Annotated in this window: 16 protein-coding genes; 5 read left to right on the top strand and 11 right to left on the bottom strand. The window is 44.3% G+C overall.

Annotated features, from left to right (window positions below; all coding sequences use genetic code 11):
- Positions 1 to 95: 95 nt before the first annotated feature.
- The 4 genes from J1C86_RS03490 to J1C86_RS03475 form a co-directional block, all read right to left on the bottom strand.
- Positions 96 to 2,336, bottom strand: a complete 2,241-nt coding sequence (locus J1C86_RS03490; protein ID WP_002913774.1) for a DNA internalization-related competence protein ComEC/Rec2 — start codon at positions 2,334 to 2,336, stop codon at positions 96 to 98.
- Positions 2,320 to 3,000 (bottom strand): helix-hairpin-helix domain-containing protein, encoded by a 681-nt coding sequence (locus tag J1C86_RS03485; protein WP_032911181.1) that lies wholly within the window; start codon positions 2,998 to 3,000, stop codon positions 2,320 to 2,322. Before J1C86_RS03485 ends, J1C86_RS03490 begins: the two co-directional genes overlap by 17 nt.
- A gap of 147 nt (positions 3,001 to 3,147) precedes the next feature.
- Complete coding sequence (locus tag J1C86_RS03480; protein WP_169449407.1) at positions 3,148 to 3,696, bottom strand: HXXEE domain-containing protein; 549 nt, start codon at positions 3,694 to 3,696, stop codon at positions 3,148 to 3,150.
- Positions 3,697 to 3,768: 72 nt separating this feature from the next.
- A complete protein-coding gene (locus tag J1C86_RS03475) occupies positions 3,769 to 4,509 on the bottom strand; it encodes a lysophospholipid acyltransferase family protein (protein WP_002900842.1) in 741 nt (246 codons plus the stop codon).
- Positions 4,510 to 4,666: 157 nt separating this feature from the next.
- Between J1C86_RS03475 and J1C86_RS03470 the strand changes: the two genes are divergently transcribed.
- The 4 genes from J1C86_RS03470 to J1C86_RS03455 all read left to right on the top strand — a co-directional run bounded on the left by J1C86_RS03470 (position 4,667) and on the right by J1C86_RS03455 (position 8,994).
- Positions 4,667 to 7,006, top strand: coding sequence for a cation-translocating P-type ATPase (locus tag J1C86_RS03470; RefSeq protein WP_125408837.1), 2,340 nt, complete (start codon positions 4,667 to 4,669; stop codon positions 7,004 to 7,006).
- 129 nt (positions 7,007 to 7,135) lie between these two features.
- The gene (locus tag J1C86_RS03465; protein ID WP_125408836.1) at positions 7,136 to 7,882 is read left to right on the top strand and encodes a tRNA1(Val) (adenine(37)-N6)-methyltransferase; all 747 of its coding nucleotides are present in this window, start codon (positions 7,136 to 7,138) and stop codon (positions 7,880 to 7,882) included.
- Positions 7,872 to 8,135, top strand: a complete 264-nt coding sequence (locus tag J1C86_RS03460; RefSeq protein ID WP_009659939.1) for a GIY-YIG nuclease family protein — start codon at positions 7,872 to 7,874, stop codon at positions 8,133 to 8,135. The genes J1C86_RS03465 and J1C86_RS03460 overlap by 11 nt, the downstream gene beginning before the upstream one ends.
- Positions 8,128 to 8,994: a DapH/DapD/GlmU-related protein gene (locus J1C86_RS03455; protein ID WP_125408835.1), complete on the top strand. Its 867-nt coding sequence runs from the start codon at positions 8,128 to 8,130 to the stop codon at positions 8,992 to 8,994. The genes J1C86_RS03460 and J1C86_RS03455 overlap by 8 nt, the downstream gene beginning before the upstream one ends.
- A 44-nt stretch (positions 8,995 to 9,038) precedes the next feature.
- Here the strand turns inward: J1C86_RS03455 and J1C86_RS03450 are convergent, their stop codons facing one another.
- The 3 genes from J1C86_RS03450 to J1C86_RS03440 form a co-directional block, all read right to left on the bottom strand.
- Positions 9,039 to 9,572: an isoprenylcysteine carboxyl methyltransferase family protein gene (locus J1C86_RS03450; RefSeq protein WP_125408834.1), complete on the bottom strand. Its 534-nt coding sequence runs from the start codon at positions 9,570 to 9,572 to the stop codon at positions 9,039 to 9,041.
- Between the two features lie 182 nt (positions 9,573 to 9,754).
- A complete protein-coding gene (locus J1C86_RS03445; RefSeq protein ID WP_002896095.1) occupies positions 9,755 to 10,501 on the bottom strand; it encodes a DeoR/GlpR family DNA-binding transcription regulator in 747 nt (248 codons plus the stop codon).
- 385 nt (positions 10,502 to 10,886) lie between these two features.
- Positions 10,887 to 12,458, bottom strand: a complete 1,572-nt coding sequence (locus J1C86_RS03440; RefSeq protein WP_125405657.1) for a DEAD/DEAH box helicase — start codon at positions 12,456 to 12,458, stop codon at positions 10,887 to 10,889.
- Positions 12,459 to 12,815: 357 nt separating this feature from the next.
- Between J1C86_RS03440 and J1C86_RS03435 the strand changes: the two genes are divergently transcribed.
- Positions 12,816 to 13,166, top strand: coding sequence for a hypothetical protein (locus tag J1C86_RS03435; RefSeq protein WP_125408833.1), 351 nt, complete (start codon positions 12,816 to 12,818; stop codon positions 13,164 to 13,166).
- Positions 13,167 to 13,245: 79 nt separating this feature from the next.
- On the opposite strand, the gene icd is transcribed toward J1C86_RS03435, so the two are convergent.
- From icd to J1C86_RS03415, 4 genes are all read right to left on the bottom strand, one after another.
- A complete protein-coding gene (gene icd / locus J1C86_RS03430) occupies positions 13,246 to 14,457 on the bottom strand; it encodes an NADP-dependent isocitrate dehydrogenase (protein WP_185755733.1) in 1,212 nt (403 codons plus the stop codon).
- On the bottom strand, positions 14,444 to 15,562 hold the full coding sequence (locus J1C86_RS03425) for a citrate synthase (RefSeq protein WP_002917522.1): 1,119 nt from the start codon (positions 15,560 to 15,562) through the stop codon (positions 14,444 to 14,446). The genes icd and J1C86_RS03425 overlap by 14 nt, the downstream gene beginning before the upstream one ends.
- A gap of 2 nt (positions 15,563 to 15,564) precedes the next feature.
- Positions 15,565 to 18,228, bottom strand: coding sequence for an aconitate hydratase AcnA (acnA, locus tag J1C86_RS03420; RefSeq protein ID WP_125405645.1), 2,664 nt, complete (start codon positions 18,226 to 18,228; stop codon positions 15,565 to 15,567).
- 211 nt (positions 18,229 to 18,439) lie between these two features.
- The gene (locus J1C86_RS03415; protein ID WP_125405642.1) at positions 18,440 to 19,348 is read right to left on the bottom strand and encodes a magnesium transporter CorA family protein; all 909 of its coding nucleotides are present in this window, start codon (positions 19,346 to 19,348) and stop codon (positions 18,440 to 18,442) included.
- Positions 19,349 to 19,489: the final 141 nt, after the last annotated feature.

The raw sequence follows: 19,489 nt of genomic DNA, 5'->3' as shown, positions 1-19,489 counted from the left end.
TCTTATCACAAATGCATAAATAAATCAATATGACTTCCTGACTGAAGCTACATGGACATGAGAAAAAGTATCAGTTGGCATCTTCAGTCTAGATATCAGCGTACCGTTTCAATCCTCCAGGAATTCCAACCAATCAAACGAATGGCCCCCTGCTGGTCAGTTCGATAGATAGCAGTATTAAATTTCTCAAATCTTTGCAAAGTTTCCTGATGCGGATGTCGATAACGATTATTCTGACCGGCTGATATCAAGGCCAGTTTCGGCTGAATTTGCTCTAAAAACTCTGGACTGGAAGAGCCTTTAGAGCCATGATGCCCTGCTTTTAAGACATCTGCTTTCAGCTGAGGAAATCGCTGCAGCAGTTCAGTTTCTCCCTGCCTTTCCAAATCACCTGTAAACAAAAATTTTGTCTGAAAGAACTCCCCGTAGAGTACAATCGAATCATCATTTCCACCGTCGCCTGTCCCACTAGGATAGAGAACCTGCAAAGCTGAGTCAAATACCGGAATCTCATCTCCCACTTCTACGACATGGACAGAACTTTCTATCTGCTCCAGCTTTTGAACAAAATCAGGCTGAGTCAGACTTCCTTTAGAAACATAGATTTCCTTGATGGAAAAATGTTGGGCTACCTCCAGCATATCGCCCATGTGGTCGGTATCGGTATGAGTCAGGACCAATACATCCAGACTACCAACACCACGACTTTTGAGATAGGGAATCAAGGTCTTTTCTGCATTGGATGAAGTCTGTCGCTCCTGCCAAGCCTCCTTCTTTCCTATCTCGACTCGTCCTCCTACATCAATCAAAATCGTCCTGCCCTGCCAGTCCCTGAGAAAAATGCTATCTCCCTGACCAATATCCACTACTGTAATCTCATTTTGTAGCGGATGCTTTGTTAGAAAAAATAAGAGAAGAGTAAGTAAACTAAAAGATAGAAGCCAGCTTTTCTTTCTCCGAAAGTCATAGATTAAAGCCAAAACCAAAAGCAGAGTGGCCAGTAACCAGAGGTTGGGCTTCCCAAAAATCAAAGGGCGCGGAGCAAAGTCAGCTACCCAACGAATCACATCTTCTAGTAACTCAAAGAAAAAATTGACTTGAGTGATTTTTAAAAGTGGCGACAAAATAAAAATGAGGGTTAAGCCTGGCAGCATCAGTAGGTCAAAGAGTAGTGAAAATAAAAAAGTTAAAATTACGGACCAAGGCTGAAATTCAGAAAAATAGTAAATCAGTATAGGCAAAATCCCCAACGAAATAGTCAGACTTTCCGCTAAAAGCTTACGAATCGGCGGTAACTTTTCAAAATCCATCATAGAAATCAAAAAGGCATAGGCGCAGGACAAGACACCGCCTGCTGTCAGAAGAAAATTGGGCATGATGATAAAGAGAACCGTCAGTGTCAGAGCAAAATTATCTAATCTGGTCAGTCCTTGCTGGGCCAACAACTTCTGAACTAAGCTTCTAACGACAGAAACAGAAAAGCCTGTCAGTCCAGCATAGATAAATGAAAAAGGCAGCTGCAAGGCATTTACTGTCTCCCTCTTCATCCCCAAACGTAGAAGAATTCTGCGAAAACCATCCAAAAAGAAACCGACCTGCATACCAGACAAGGCAAACAAATGGATGATACCCAAGCTAGAATATAGGTCACTCATTTCCGCAAACTCCGTATCCAAGTCACCAAACAGGAGTCCAGTCATATAATGACTCATTGGACTAGGAAAATTATTTCGAATATAGACCAGCGCTTTTCTGCGCCAGACAGATAGCCAATCGAGTGGATTAAGGCTGGAAATTGGTCTTAGTGACTGAATCTTATTGATTTTTAAGGCACGGTAAATCCCCTGACTCTTTAAATAAGCCTGATAGTCAAAGCCCGAAAAATTTCGTTGCTGCTGGGCCTGTTCAAACTCTGCTTCAATATCAAGGACGACCAAATCTGTCAATTGCTGAAAAGCTTCCTTTTCACTGGCTGATTTGATCTTGTAGAAGACCTGATAAAGCTGATCGTTTGCTCGCCCTCGAAAGGATAGGGAATCTCCATTGACTTTGATCGTATCTGGCAAGACCTGAACCGAGCTAGCTGAAGGAGGTTCCTGCCTAAAGGCCTGCTCTGCTATTTCCCGACAAAGCAAGAAAAAGAGGACAAAAAGGGACAGGAATGCCAAGGCAGCTAGACTCTTTTTGAGAGGATAACTGAAAAAGAGACGAAGTAGAAGGACACCTAGCCCAAAATAAGCCAAGGAACTGCCAGAATAGACTGCAAAATAGGCCCATACAAGTATGAAAGCCAGATAGATAGGGGCGAGGGGTAACTTTTTAATCCACTGTGACATATTCTTTCAGCTTTTCTAAGGTCTTATCTCCAATCCCTGACACCTTTTTCAGATCATCTACTGACTTGAAACGGCCACTGCTTTCGCGGTAGGCGATAATGTCAGAAGCCCGCTTCTGTCCGATGCCTGAAATAGTCTGCAGTTCAGCCTCTGTCGCCGTATTTAGATTGACCTTGTCCGACTTTCCACCACTGGCACCAGCAGAATCAGAAGCTCCTGCTTGACGCTGGCCAGTCTGGGTGACATCAGCTCCTTCTTCACCAATCTTTGCCACATAGATTACTGCTTCATCCGTTAATTTTTGTGCCTGATTAATGGACTTAGCCTCGGCGTCTGCTGTCAATCCGCCAGCTTTTTGGATGGCTTCATGGACTCTCGCTCCTGCTCTCAGCTCATAGACACCAGGATTCTTAACTGCGCCTTTAATATCCACAGTGACCTGCTCACTCTCCTCTTCGTCCGCCTTGCCCTTAGAGACAATCTTTTCGCTTTCTTCATCAGCTGAGCTGGATGAGGAAGTTACATCTTGGCTCAAGGCGGCTACCTGATTTTGCGGCTGGTGATTTCCCTTGATGAGGAAAAAAGCACCTAGCACAGCGCCAACTACTGCTAGACCAACAAAGAGCTTGTATTCTTTCAGCTTTTCAATGATTTCTTCAAGCATATTTTTCTCCTTTGTCTTTTTATTCGTAAAAAATTCAAAAAAATAAAACAAGCCGAGAATATTTTCAGCTTGTCATATTTTAAAATCTTTATTTTACAAGTAGTCGTATAGATAGAAGGTGCATTGTTGAAAATAGGAGCTGTAATATCAGTCTGCTTTGCTTATCCTGTATATCCAAGCTTCTAACTTATGAGCTCTGCTATGTAAAAAAGCCAGATTTGCCAAAAGAAAAGCCATCACTAGCACACTTAGAATCAGAAGCAGCGGCCAAGAAATCGACTGCTTGCATAGATAAAGGACCAAGACTAAGATGAGTATAGGAAAAGTCGTCAAAGCTGTGAAGCCGCCCGGTACCCAGCGACGAAAGCGAAACACTTGCATGATATGGCCCAGCAGATGGAGAGTATGACAGAAGCCAATAGCCAGAGCCAGCTCGGGAATGCGAAATAGAATGGCAAGTAACAAAAGGATAAAAGCCAGTAGAAATTCCTCTGCAATCATCAGAGCAATACTTTCAGCAGAAAGATAACTTCCTCTCCTAGAAATGAACATCTCCTTTTGATAGTCTTGATGGTCTTGATTCTGAGAAATCCAAGGCCGAATCAGGATAATCTCATCAAACTCGTGCAGCATAAACAGTGATAAGGTTACAAAAGATAAAAATGCAAGAGACATGGCATCCTCCTTATAAAACATACCAACATTATAACTCACTTGCATACAAAAATCAGCTCCCAAGCAAAATTGCTCAGCAAGCTGATTAGTATCTTATTTTCTATGCTTATCTGGATCCCAGACAAAGCTAGCAAAAAAGCTGAAAATGATGGTCAAAATTCCAATCAAAATAGCAGGAATAAAGACAAAGGCACGTAAAATCCGTAAGAAGATATTGCCTTTCTTTTGTGTCTGGTAAGGGGCTACTTCAGCATCCAGACGGTCAAACTCAGCATGAACACGGCGGGCCACTTCCTCAACTCCCTCATCATTCATCTTCTTAATGTCTGAAATATCAATGGGATTACCAAAATTCATATCCACACGCTCCCCAGCTGCCAAGCCTTTGAGGCTCATAGGACCAGCATAGACCACTGGCATGATACGGACTTTAGCCATCTTAGCAATCACTGCCACTCCTCCCTTGACATCCGTAGAATGGCGGCTGCCGCTTGGGAACATAATCAGAGAACGATTGCTCTTTTTCAGCATATTGACAGGATATTTGATAGCTGACGGACCAGGATTTTCCCGGTCGATAGGAAAAGCACCGCACATGCGAATCCACCAGCCGAACACCCGATTTTCAAAGAGCTGTTTCTTGGCCATGAAAATGAACTGCTTGGGCTTGGTCGCAAAAGCCATGTAAACTGGATCCCACCATGTTCGGTGAGGGGCCACCAAGATATAATTTTCATCTTTTGAAGGAATCTTTTCTTTATTGTGGTAATGTGCATTGCCGTTTAAGGTCCACAGGATAAAAATCACTAAACCTCGCAAATAAGTATAAAACATAAACTCTCCTTATTTCAAACCAAAATTATACTTGAAATTTATTACATCCTTTCCCATTATACCCTATCCCATTATAGTCTGCAATATTTTTCCAAACTTTGGCTGTAACAGCTGATTCTGATAGCCATTTCCATAAAAAAATGGTATCATTAATCTCATGAACAAGAAAGAATTAATTGGTTTAAACCAAACCCAAGTAGATGAAAAGATTTCGCAGGGCTTGACCAACGATTTTACAAGTGACACCAGTACTAGTAACTGGCAAATCGTTAAGCGGAATGTTTTCACCCTTTTTAATGCCCTTAACTTTGTTATTGCTGTAGCCTTGGTCTCTGTCCAAGCCTGGAGCAATCTAGTCTTCTTCGCAGTAATCAGCTTTAACGCCGTCACTGGTATTATTACGGAACTACGAGCCAAGCACATGATTGACAAGCTCAATCTGGTCAGCCGAGAGCTGGTCACAGTCATCCGCGACGGACAAGAAGTCAAGATTCAGCCAGAAGAAATTGTACTGGGCGATCTGATCAAGCTGTCAGCCGGCGAGCAAATTCCCAGTGATGCCCGTGTAGTAGAGGGTGTTGCCGAGGCCAACGAAGCCATGCTGACAGGGGAGAGTGACTTGGTTCTCAAGGAAGAAGGCGCTGAGCTGCTGTCTGGTAGCTTTCTGGCTAGTGGGCAGATTTATGCTGAGGTGCACCATGTCGGTGCTGACAACTATGCCAACAAGCTCATGACTGAGGCTAAAACCCTCAAGCCTATCAACTCGCGCATTCTTTACAATCTTGGGAAAATTTCCCGCTTTACTGGAAAAATTATCATTCCTTTCGGACTGGCTCTCTTCTTTGAAGCACTGATGATAAAGGGACTGCCTGTCAAAAACTCTGTCATTACCAGCTCGACAGCCCTCTTGGGCATGCTACCCAAGGGAATCGCCCTGCTGACAGTCACGTCACTCCTGACAGCTGTCATCAAGCTGGGCATGCGCAAGGTGCTCGTTCAGGAAATGTATTCTGTTGAGACGCTGGCTCGAGTAGACACTCTCTGCCTAGACAAGACTGGGACAATTACCCAAGGTAAGATGACTGTTGAAGCCTTGCATAGCCTGTCAGATAAGTTTTCTGATGAGACCGTCGGTCAAATCTTAGCAGCCTACATCCAAACCAGCGAGGATAATAACCCAACTGCCCAGGCTATCCGCAAGGGCTACGGCCATCTGGACCATACCTATACTAGCGATAATGTCATCCCATTTTCTAGTGACCGAAAATGGGGCGCTATTCATTTATCAAGTGTCGGAACTATCTTTCTGGGAGCGCCCGAAATGCTGCTGGACAGCAATCCTGCAGCGGTTGGAGAGGCTCAAAAACGCGGATCGCGGGTTTTGGTGCTGGCTCACAGCGACCAAGTGCTAGACAAACACAGTATCCAACTGCCTGAAGATATGACCGCTCTGGCTGTTCTGGAAATCACTGACCCTATTCGGGAGGGAGCAGCCAAGACACTGGACTACCTGCGCTCTCAGGATGTTGATTTGAAAATCATCTCTGGCGACAATCCTGTGACCGTTTCCCATATTGCGAGCCAGGCTGGATTTGCCAACTACGACAGCTACATCGACTGCTCTAAAATCAGCGACCAAGAACTGGTTGAGCAAGCTGAAGAAACGGCCATCTTTGGCCGTGTTTCTCCCCATCAGAAGAAGCTACTCATCCAGACTCTTAAAGCCGCTGGTCGGACAACAGCTATGACCGGAGATGGGGTTAATGATATCTTGGCCTTGCGTGAAGCAGACTGTTCCATCGTCATGGCGGAGGGAGACCCCGCAACTCGGCAAATTGCCAACTTGGTCCTTCTTAACTCCGACTTCAACGATGTCCCTGAGATTCTTTTTGAAGGCCGCCGAGTTGTTAACAATATCGGCCGGATTGCTCCGATTTTCTTCATCAAGACCATCTATTCCTTCATCCTGGCTATTATCTGTATCGCCAGTATTCTGCTCGGAAAACCTGAACACCTCTTGATTTTCCCATTCATCCCGATTCAAATCACCTTGATTGACCAGTTTGTCGAAGGTTTCCCACCCTTTGTCCTCACCTTTGAGCGCAATATTAAGCCTGTTGAAAAGCACTTCCTCAAACGCTCCCTGCAGCTGGCTCTGCCAAGCTCCCTCATGATTGTCTTCAGCGTGCTATTTGTTCGCATCTGGGGCAGCAGCCATGGCTGGAGTGACATAGAAATGTCCACCCTGACCTACTACTTGCTAGGCAGCATCAGCTTCCTGTCCGTCATTCGGGCCTGTCTGCCACTCAACCTCTGGCGCAGCCTGCTCATTATCTTTTCTGTCTTTGGCTTCTATCTATCAGCCTTTGTCCTGCAGCACCTTTTGGAAATTGCAACGCTGACAGCCGCAACTTTGCCAGTCTATCTGATCCTCATGGTCGTTTTCGGACTTGTCTTTGTTGCCTGCACCATCAAGCAGAAATACAGATTTGATTAAGAGCTAGCTAAAAAAGAATTAGCATTTAAGCTCATGGAAACATGCGAGAACCCTCGCATGTTTTTTTAATTGTGCAAAAACTTCCCATATCCCTTTGGAATCCTTGCTAAATCATGCTATAATTGACTTATGAACGAAGCAAAACTAAAAGACGGAGAACGAGTCAACCAGCTCTTTTCGACGGATGTCAAGATTATTCAAAATAGTGAGGTCTTCAGCTATTCGGTAGACAGCGTGCTGCTTTCCCGCTTTCCCAAGCTGCCCCAGCGGGGTCTAATCGTTGATCTCTGTGCTGGAAATGGTGCCGTTGGACTTTTTGCCAGCACTCGCACCAAGGCTCAGATTTTGGCAGTCGAGATCCAGGAACGTCTGGCTGATATGGCCGAGCGCTCCATCGAGCTCAATGATTTGACTCAGCAAATGCAGGTCATTCAGGACGATCTGAAAAACCTAGGACGCTATATCACTGGCAGCAAGGTTGATATGATTCTCTGCAATCCCCCATATTTCAAGGTTGACAAGAAATCCAATCTCAATGAAAGTCAGCACTACCTTCTAGCCCGCCATGAAATCTCAACAAATCTGGAAGAGATTTGCAAGATTGCCCAGCGAGTCCTCAAATCCAATGGTCGGTTGGCTATGGTTCATCGACCAGAACGCTTTTTAGATATTTTAGATACCATGCAAGCCCACAATCTGGCTCCCAAGCGCATCCAGTTTGTCTATCCAAAGCTGGGTAAAGAGGCCAATATGCTGCTTATCGAAGCTATTAAAGATGGTTCCCGCGACGGTCTAAAAATCCTGCCCCCTCTTTTTATTCACAATCAGGACGGCAGCTACACTTCGGAGATTCACGAGATTTACTATGGAAAATAAAGCCTATATGTACGTGCTTGAATGCGGGGATGGCTCCCTCTACACCGGCTACACAACGGATGTCCAAGCCCGACTCAAAAAACATCAAGCCGGCAGAGGCGCCAAGTACACTCGTGCTCGGCTGCCAGTCTCCTTACTTTACCAAGAAGAACACCCTAGCAAGCCGTCTGCCATGTCGGCTGAAGCACTTTTTAAAAAGAAAACTAGACAAGCCAAACTGGCTTACATCAAAGAAAGGACTCAAAATGCCTGAAATCCAGTTTAAAGGCGACTTTCATCATATCGAAATTTCCCCAGACAGCCAGCTCGATATCGGTCAAGATGTCATCTTCCAATCTTTTACCAGCCTCAATGTAGCCAGTGGCGCACAACTCAAGCTAGGAACCCGAGTTTTCTTTAACGACCATTGTACTGTCCGCTGTCAGCACTCTATCGAAATCGGCAAGGACACCATGTTTGGTGATGGCGTCCGTATTTTTGACCACAATCATCAGTATTCTAATTACCATATCGAGAAGATTCATTATAGTGTTGCGCCAGTCAAGATTGGAGCTAACTGCTGGATTGGGGCCAATACTGTGATTCTCAAAGGTGTGACCATTGGCGATAATGTCATCATTGGAGCCAACAGCTTGATTTTCCAGGATATTCCCAGCAACTCTATCGCCATGAGCAAGGAAGAGCTTATCATTAAGGAGCGTCCACAGGGCAATTTCCATGCCTTCACGCTAACAGCTTCTGATACCTTGGAACAATTGGCTTATTTAGCAGAAAATCTGCCAGAATTAGAATTTCACATAGCTGCTAAGACCAATATTTCTCCTTACTTAGCCAGCTTTAATGACTATCCCAATATCAACCTCTACACCAATATCCACCAGGATGACTTTATTGAAGACTTGCTCGATAGGGCGGATATTTACTTGGATATCAATCACTGGGGAGAGGTCGACCAAATTGTCCAAAGGGCTATCAGCAAGGGGAAGCCAGTTTTAGCTTTCAGCCAAACTGCCCACCAGCCTGAAGCAAATACTTTACTTTTCGAAGCGGACCAACCCCAGCAAATGGCTGATGAAATACGAAAATTAATGCAAGAAAAGGCTAGGACATAAACATCCTAGCCTTTATTTTGCAGTCGATATGCATTTTATTAACTTTATTCACCAGCAATTCCATTTGGAATGATAACTTCCTTGAGTAACTGCTCTTCTTCCTTAATACGAACATAGAGGGTGATACAGTAAAGTGGGAAGAGGATGAAAAGAGCAAAGTAGGCATGACTGAGCAGGGCCAAGCCCACCAATTCTGGTACAACATTCAGGAAATAATTAGGATGTTTGACATTGCGAAAGAGCCAGTGGTCAACAAACTTATGATCCTTAACCAGCATGAGCTTGATGGTCCAAACTGGTCCTAAAAGCTTGGCAACAAGGTAGAGCATAAACATAGAAAAGAGCAACAACACAGCTCCCAATAGACTCACCAAGTCAAAAGCTGGCTTTTTCAGGAGCAATTCCAGAAAGCAGACCGCATAAAAAAGCATGTGCAGGTACTTCATGATATTTGAGTTTTTCACCCCGTACTCCATGCCACCCTTAGCCAGAATATCCTGCTCATTCTGAGAGGATTTCCTCAAAAACACCAAACGAAAAAGCGACACTGCCGCAAAAATCACTATAATGATTGTCATAAGACCTCCTAAAATTTAATAATACATTTTATTATATAAGGAATTCCACAGCAAAGTCAAGACTGTTGTTTACAAAATCGACCAAGATATAAAAAGGCTGTGACCGGAATTTCTAGACAAAATCCCAGTCACAACCTCTATAAAATATTTATTTGAAGCAAGTTTCTCTCACCGGTCAGACATCACAAAATTTCAACATAGGTGCTGTATTTTTCCTTGACTTTCGAAGCGATATTGTCGTCCGTCACAACAGCGCTGAGATTGTCCAGCCGGTAAAAAGAATAGAAAGAATAACTGTCAAACTTGCTGTTATCGGCTACGATATATTTGCTGATGGCATTGTTAAGGATAATCGCGTCGCCGTTGCCTTCTTCTTCATTGCTTGTCGTAACATTATGACCGTCAATGCCATTCGCCCCAATAAAGGCCTTAGAAACCTTGATTTCTTTCAAAAGATTATTGGCAAACTGACCGACAAAGGTTTGAGTCTTGGCCCGATAGCGTCCGCCAATCAGAATTAAATCTAAATTGGCTCTTTCTTTTAACTTTTCAAAAATTGGCAGCGAATTGGTGACAATGCTGATATTTTTGCCATCCAAATAGTCTCCTATAAAATCGGTTGTGGTGCCTGACCCAATAAAGACCGTATCCCCGTCAGCAATCAAATCCGCACATTTACGGGCAATCTGCTTCTTCTCCTCAACATTCAGCATTTGCTTTTCTGAGTGGGAAATCTCATTGAGAGCATTTTTGACCTTCTTATGGGCTCCGCCATGAACTCGGGTCAGCATGCCCTGCTTCTCCAAATCAATCAAATCTCGACGGATAGTCATATCCGTAACGCCCAGCATTTCTTTGAGGTTTTTCACAGCAACCACACCTGTTTGATCCAGTTCTTGCAGAATGATTCTATGTCTACTTTCTTTCATTTTACATTCTCCTTTTGCTCCTGAATTTCTTACAGACTCACCTTCACCTTATTATACAACAGTTCCAGCATATAAACAAAGATTTGTGAATTTTTTTATTTTAAATAGCTGATATGTTGAATTTTGATGTCGAAATTAGTTGAAATACTTTGAATCCTGTTCTATAGCAAGAAGACCAAGAACTGTTCACAGCAGAAATAAGGGGGCTATAATTTACTTTGAAAAACAGGACTACTTCAATCAGCATGATTAAGGAAACTACATTGACTCAGACTTATAGTTCTTTAGGACTGACGATAAGGGGAGCCATCAAACAAATAAAAAGAGAGAACTTGCATTCTCTCTCGACGCTAAAATTGTCGCCAACTCCAGTTAGCTATCTGCCTTATTTATCACCCTTGTTACGGATGACAAAGCCAGTTTTCTTTTCGCTAGAAGTATTGCGGGGCTTCTTGTGGTCCTTGCGGTAGCGATTATCTTTATCAAAACGCTCGTCTTTGCGACCTTTCTTAAATTGATCGCGACGGCCACCTCGGTCACGGCGATTGTCATTGCTGCGACGGTTATTATTTCCGCCACGACTGCCCTTGCCTTTTCCGCCAAAACCTCCGCCAGACGGTTTAAATGGCAATGGTTTTTCACGGGCAATTTCTACTTCAGGAAGGGCATCTGGATCTTGCACCGTCAAGCTGAGGATATACATAGCCAGCTCTTCCGGGCTAAATTCTGCTGCCAGCTTGCGGGCATCCTTGCCAAATTTCTCAAAGTTAGAACGGATGTTTTCATCCGCAAAATCGCGTTCAATCTTCTTAAGAGCCACTTTTTTCTTAGCTTGGAAAGCTTCTTCTGCCGTAGCTGGCTTGAGGCCTTTCATACGCTTCTTGGTCAGATTTTCGATAATCTGCAGATAGCCCATTTCATTTGGCGATACAAAAGTAATAGACTGACCTGACTTACCAGCACGACCTGTCCGTCCAATCCTGTGAACATAGCTTTCTGGATCCTGCGGAATATCATAGTTGTAGACGTGGGTCACACCAGAAATGTCCAATCCACGCGCCGCTACATCTGTCGCCACCAAGACATCCAAATTGCCGTTTTTAAAGTCGCGCAGAACGCGGAGACGCTTGCCTTGGTCCAAATCACCATGGATACCCTCTGCTCGGAACCCACGGATTTTCAGACCGCGAGTCAGCTCATCCACCCGACGCTTGGTCCGGCCAAACACGATAGACAGCTCTGGCTGCTCCACGTCCATCAGGCGGGTCATGGTATCGAATTTTTCATTTTCTTTGACACGGATATAATACTGGTCTACAAGCTCCGTCGTCAACTCTTTAGCAGCAATCTTGACATGCTCAGGCTCCTTCATAAACTTGACACCGATGCGCTTGATAGCATCCGGCATGGTCGCTGAAAAGAGCAAGGTCTGACGCTCTTCTGGCACACGGGAAATGATAGACTCAATATCTTCCAAAAATCCCATGTTAAGCATTTCATCCGCTTCGTCCAAGATTAAGGTTTCAATCTGATTCAACTTAAGCGCCTTGCGTTTGATCAAATCCAAGAGACGGCCAGGTGTTCCTACGACGATATGAGCACCTGATTTGAGGGCCTTGATTTGCTTTTCGATGCTGGAGCCACCATAGACAGAACGCACCTTGACACCCTTGCTGCGGCCAAAACGAAAAAGCTCTTCCTGACTCTGCACTGCCAATTCACGGGTTGGAGCGATAATCAATGCTTGCACAGCAGGATTATCTGTATCAATCTTCTCCAAAGTCGGGAAGCCAAAGGCCGCTGTCTTTCCTGTCCCTGTCTGGGCCTGACCAATGACATCCTTACCTGCCATAGCAAGTGGAATCGTCTGCTCTTGAATAGGGCTTGCTTCTACAAAGCCAGCTTTTTCAATCTCTGCTAGTAATTCAGCAGATAAATGTAATTCATTAAATTTCAATGTTCTTCTTCTTTCTAAAGGCGGTGCGAAGCCACCTTATAAGGCTTTTGATACTCAACTATCGAAACATACCAAGTTCTTTCCCCTTGCTAAATCTCGATTTTCTGAGAGTATTCGCTCTTCTCTTCATAAATATGGTCTCTCAAGTCCAGGCACTAAAAAAGCGCCGACTCGGTCGCTAGTTCCCATTGAATAGAAAAACTGTATTTCTGCAACTAATCTAGTATACCACAAAAGCACCTAAAAAGATAGAACTTGACTGTAAAATATTTTATTAGAGCTTTCTTTTGTAAAAAATGAAAACTTGAAAATCAGTTTCAAAAACATTATAATCTACAAAGAAGAAAGGAGATAAGTATGAATAAATTTTTACGAATGACTTTCATTTTGCTGATCTTAGCTATGCTGGGCGCGGCTATGATCCAGATATTCCAGCCCCAGCTCTTGGTCAATGAGTCCATCTATGGTCTAGCTCCCTACTGGCAGCGAGAGATTGGTTTCTGGAATCTGGCTATTCTGCCTTTAGTCATTGCCACCAACATAAAGTATGATTGGTTCTATCTGCGTGTGACCTTGCTAGCACTGATTCTGGGTGGGCTGGGCTTTGGCACCAACCATCTGCTAGGCTATCTGGAAAAGGCGAATCAAGCCAACCTACTGGGCTGGATTGAAAATTACCTGCTAGTCTTCTGCTGGATCATCGGCTAGGGACTAGAATATCGAAAAAGACAAAAAAGTGATGAAGAGACCGTCTAGATAGGCAGTTTCCTCATCGCTTTTTTCTTCACTATGAGCACTTTTCTATATTAGCTAGCAGCTCCTCAGCAAATTGACCAGTGGTCAAGGCTGCTACTCCTTCCAGCTGACTGGCAAAATCTTTTGTCACTTTTTGCTCAAAGAGAGCCTTCTCAACAGCCTTAGTCAGGAGATGAGATGCCTCCGACCAACCAATGTAATCAAAGAACATAGCCCCTGATAAGAGAAGTGAACAGGGATTAGCCTTATTTTGACCCGCTATATCTGGCGCCGTCCCATGAGTAGCTTCAAAAATAGCATGACCAGTCTCATAATTAATATTGGCCCCTGGCGCAATACCAATCCCGCCCACCTGAGCTGCCAAGGCATCGCTGGCATAGTCACCATTTAGATTGGTCAAGGCGACAACATCAAATTTCTCGGGATAGAGCAAAATCTGCTGCAAAAAATTATCAGCAATGACATTCTGGATGATTAGTTTTCCAGAAGCCAGCTCGTCCGCATACTCTCTTTGAGCTAGTTCATAGCCCCATTTCCGAAAACCACCCTCTGTAAATTTCTGGATATTGCCCTTGTGGATCAGTGTTACCCGCGTCAGGCCTTTGGCTAGCGCATAGTCAATAGCCGCCCGTATCAGCCGCTCACTGCCCTGCTTAGAGATAGGCTTGATCCCTATAGCAGAGCTTTCTGGGAAGCGAATCTTGTCAACCTGCATATCCTTCTGCAGGAAATCGATAACCTTTTTGACGGCAACCGTTCCACTCTCCCACTCAATTCCTGCATAGATATCTTCTGTATTTTCCCGAAAAATTGTGATGTCAGTCTTCTCTGGGTGCTTGAGCGGACTGGGAACTCCCTTGAAATAACGAACCGGCCGCAGGCAAGCGTAGAGGTCCAGTTCCTGTCTCAAGGCCACATTCAAGGAACGAATCCCTTCTCCGACTGGGGTTTCTAGCGGGCCCTTAATAGCCACCAGATGGCTCTTAATCGTTGTCAGCGTTTCATCCGGTAGCCAATCACCCGTCAGGTCTGCTGCTTTTTTTCCAGCCAAAACTTCCTTCCAAACAACCTTTCTCTGGCCTCCATAAGCCTTTTCCACTGCCTTATCAAAGACCAGCTGGGCATTTCCCCAGATATCCACTCCAATCCCGTCACCTTGGATGTAAGGAATAATAGGAGCATCCGGCACCTGCAACCGCCCTTTCTCAAACAAAATCTTATCTGCCATTTTATCTCCTTCCAATGGGAAGATACTCCAAACCTTGAGCACCAATATAGTTAGAACGTGGCCGAATCAGCTTATTGTTCTTGCGCTGTTCCTGAATATGGGCAATCCAGCCAGCCACCCGACTCATGGCAAAAATCAGGGTATAGATACTGCTGTCAATGCCCAACACATGGTAAACCGTAGCCGAATAAAAATCGACATTCGGTATCAGATGCTTGGTATGCTTCATATAGGCTTCAATTTCCTCTGAAAGCTGATACCAGACCTCATCCTTAGTTCCCTGCGTCAAGTCCTTGGCCATTTGACGCAGGTATTTTTCACGCGGATCTTGGGTCTTGTAAACCCGGTGACCAAAGCCCATAATCTTCTCGTGAGAGGCCAACTTGCGGTCTAGGTAGGCCTGACAATCCCCTTCCTCTCTGATCTCTTTCAGCATATCAAAGACACACTCATTAGCACCGCCATGAAGCGAGCCCTTGAGCGCTCCAACAGCTGCTGTCACGCAGGAATAAATATCGGTCAAAGTTGAGGCGCAGACACGAGCCGCAAAGGTTGAAGCATTGAGTTCATGATCGGCATGGAGCACCAAGGCACAGTTAAAGGCTTTGACTTCAAGCTCACTAGCCTCTTCTCCCTTGAGCATATAGAGGAAATTAGCCGCAAAACCCAAATCCTCCCTAGGCTCTATCGGAGTCTGACCCGACCTCAGTCTGGCAAAAGCCGCAATAATAGTCGGCATCTTTGCCATAAGTTGGATGCTCTGCTCATAGGTCGCTTCTAGAGAAGCTTCCTCAGCATGGACATTATAAACGCCCAGAAGACTAACCGTTGAGCGCAAGACACTCATGGGATGAAGGTGCTTGCGGGACTGGATAAGGATGCACTGCTCCACCGCATCGCTAATGGCATAATTAGCTCGCAGATCTTCCTCAAAATGCTTGAGCTCAATCTGAGTCGGCAAATGCAAATGCCACAACAGATAAATCACCTCTTCAAAACTTGCGTGGTGCTCTACCAATTCAGAAATATTGTAGCCTGCATAAGACAAAGAATCATCCACAATCTGGCTAATCCGAGTATCACAGGCAATGGTATCTTTCAAACCGTCCGTCTGACTCATGCTCACACCTCCTCTAATTTCTTTCTAACGACCATGGGTAAAATCCCCCCATTTTCATAGTAACGAATATCCGCCTCTGCATCAAAACGTAGCCGAGCTTGAAAAGCTATTTCTTCAGCACCCTTCCTAGCCACTACGTCAACTAGCTGGCCAACTTGAGGGTTCTGTGGCAGATTGATGTCGAAAGTCTCCTTGCCTGTTAAGCCCAGACTATCCGCATTTTCACCCTCTAGATACTGCAGCGGAAGAACCCCCATCATGACCAGATTGGACCGGTGGATACGCTCAAAACTCTCTGCCAGAACCACCTTGACACCCAAAAGATTAGCCCCCTTGGCTGCCCAATCACGACTGGACCCCATACCGTAGTCTTTGCCAGCTAGGACAATGGTGTCAATTTGCTCCTCCTTGTAGCGCATGGCTGCCTCATAAATGGATAGCAACTCTCCTCTATAATCTGTGTAACCACCAATTTTCCCATTCGCCAATTCATTTTTAATCCGAATATTGGCAAAAGTCCCCCGCATCATGACCTCATGATTACCCCGACGGCTCCCATAGGAATTAAATTCTTGGTAATCCACTCCGTGCTCCAGTAAATAGGAAGCTGCAGGGCTGTTTCTGGCAATATTTCCTGCTGGGGAGATATGGTCTGTCGTCACCGTATCCCCAAATTTTGCCAGCACTGCAAGATTTTTCAGAGGCTGAATGGCTAAATCATCAGCCAAGCCATCAAAGTAGGGTGGATTTTGAATATAGGTCGAAGCCTGATTCCACTGATAATTTTGAGAAGAGGCTGTCGGAATCTGATTCCATTTTTCATTATCATCAAACACATGGGCATATTCTTTTTCAAAAAGCTGGCGCGTCACATATTTTTGAACATAGTCAGCAACCAAATCGTGCTCCGGCATCAAATCCATCAAATAAACAGGCAGCCCCTTTTGATCATAGCCTAGTGGCTCGCTGGTCAGATCGATATTGGTATTTCCAGCCAGAGCATAGGCAACTACCAAGGGCGGACTAGCTAGGAAATTGGCCTTGACCAATGGATTGATCCGCCCTTCAAAATTGCGATTTCCTGAAAGAACAGCACTAGCCAGCAAGTCAGTATCCGTAATCGCCTGAGCCACTTCCGGTCGGAGATCGCCTGAATTTCCAATACAAGTGGTGCAGCCATAGCCGACAAGATTGAAACCAAGCTGATTCAAATAAGACTGAAGACCACTCTTCTTGAGATAGCCTGTGACCACCTTGCTGCCAGGAGCCAAAGAAGTCTTGACAGTCTTTGAAACGCGTAAGCCTTTTTCTACTGCTTTCTTGGCTAAAAGCCCCGCAGCCATCAGGACATAGGGATTAGATGTATTGGTACAGCTAGTAATGGCAGCGATAGCCACATGGCCGGTCTTAATCGTCTCCTCATGGTCAGAAAACTGAACCACTGCAGACTTTTCCAGCTCGCTCTCATCTAATCCAAAGCCTCGGACCCCCGCTTCTCTGACTAGACTAGCTTGAAACTCTTCTTTAGCAGCTGTTAATTCAATCAAATCTTGGGGACGCTTGGGGCCTGAGATGCTCGGCACAATGCTGGACAAATCAATTTCGACTACCTTGGTATAGTTCGGCTCAATCTTTTCATTATAGAAGAGGTGATTTTTTTGAGCATAGAGATGGGTCAGCTCGATATGACCTTCTGATCGATTGGTCAGACGCATGTAATTGAGCGTTTCCTCATCTATCGGAAAATAACCACAGGTAGCTCCGTATTCTGGCGCCATATTAGCCACCGTTGCCCGATCAGCCAGACTTAGATTAGACAAGCCAGGTCCAAAGAACTCGACAAATTTGCCAACAACATTTTCCTGCCGCAAGATTTGCGTGACCTTTAGAGCCAAATCTGTCGCTGTTGCAATCTTAGGCAGCTTGCCCAAGAGACGAACACCAATCACCTCAGGAACAGGGAAATAAGAAGCCTCACCCAGCATGGCAGCCTCAGCCTCAATTCCACCGACTCCCCATCCAAGAACACCGATACCATTAATCATGGTCGTATGACTGTCCGTTCCAAACATGCTGTCCGGATAGAGTTGGCCATCCTTTTCAATGATGACATCACTGAGAAATTCGATATTGACCTGATGGATAATTCCTGTAGCAGGAGGAACTGCCCGATAATTATCAAAAGATTTTTCTGCCCACTTGAGAAATTCGTAGCGCTCATTGTTACGGACAAACTCTTGGTTCATATTGGCCTCTAGAGCTGTGTCACAGCCATAAAAATCCACTTGAACACTGTGGTCAATAACTAAATCAACCGGAATCTCTGGATTAATCTGATCGGCCTGACCTCCCTGCCTGACAATAGCGTCGCGCATACTAGCCAAATCCACTACGACAGGAACACCCGTAAAATCCTGGAGAATAACTCGGCTAGGCTTAAAAGGAACTTCTCCGCTTGGTGATTTAGCTTGATAATGCATCAAAGAACTAATGTTATCTTTTATTACGTCAACACCATCTTCCTTACGAAGAACACTTTCTAATAATATTCGTATAGAATAAGGAAGTTTTTCTATATCCCCTCCTAGTAGAGCCGAGGCTTTCCCAAGGTCTATGTATTGGTATATTTTACCTTTGTAATTTAAATCGTTTAGGTATTCTGCCATATTTCTACCCCTCACTTATTTTAAATTGTTTTATATTATACTTTATTATGAAAATTTATGCAATAAAAATTATAATTTTTATGTTATATTTTCTAACATAAAACAACAGTTTTTTAAATGCAGGCAAACTGTACTAATAATTATTTTTCCCAAGCAAGAAAAAACAAGCACCATTCTCGGTGCTTGTTATAGGGAAAATAATTTCAAATGTTTACTTCTTATTGGCCAACCATTTAAGAAGCTTGGTCAGAAGTCCCCAGATGATTAGACTAATGACAACAATATAAATCCAGGCGTTTTTATCATTAGACAAGGGCAGAGGAACATTCATACCAAAGAAACCCGTGATAACTGCGAGTACTGCCAAAAGGACCGAAATAATGGTCAAGACCGTTAAATTGTCATTCAGATTGTTGTTCAGGATATTATTGTAGGAGCCAGAGAGCTGGCTGAGAACTTGAGCAATCAGATCAGTCATCGAAACGAGCTGACGAGCCTCAATCATAGCATCCTCAAACTGCTCAGTTTCTAATTCATCAAAACGTCGGTAAATGCCATGACTTTTGATATGCTCTAGGAGCATGCGATTCTGCTTTGCTGCAGCAACTAGATAGACCATAGAAGTTTCCAAGTCGGACAGGGCAAATAGGTGTTTTTTGGTAGTGGTCTGACGCAGGAGAGCATTAATCTCATCCTTACGCTTGTCCATCCGCTCAACAACCGGATAGTAAGAATTGGAGATTAACTCTAGACTAGCAAAGAGAAACTTATAGACCGATACTGGCTCATGATGCTCAGTATAAGACTTCATCATATCCACAACATAGGCATTGTCTTGGTTGCTGATCGTAATGAGCCGTCTCTGTTGCACCACAAAGGTCATAGGAATCGTCTCATAATGTTCCTTATCTGTCGCCAGATTAAGGACATTGTAGATAAAGACAACCGTTCCATTCTCACGATTGTAGTCCATGTGAGCCCGCTCGTTCTTATCGAGTGCATACTCGATGGTCTCTTTATCAATTTCATAATCCTGATAAATCCGGGCATTCTTTTTAAAACTATCTGAGTCAATGTTGATCCAGACAGACTGATCTTTTAGTTTTCTTTCCAGAAACATGGAGCTCCTTTCTACGAGATAGAATGATTCTCTAATAAACTATCCCCCAACTTCCTAAACTGTTCTTGCAAGTAAATATGCAATGTCAAGGCACAAAACCAAGCAAATTAACTGCCTCACCTGATGAGATTAGTCAAGCAG

Source organism: Streptococcus sanguinis (genome assembly GCF_050220005.1).
Taxonomy (GTDB): domain Bacteria; phylum Bacillota; class Bacilli; order Lactobacillales; family Streptococcaceae; genus Streptococcus; species Streptococcus sanguinis_Z.
The sequence above is the reverse complement of the archived record's forward strand: the minus strand, read 5'-3'. Positions and strand labels throughout refer to the sequence as shown.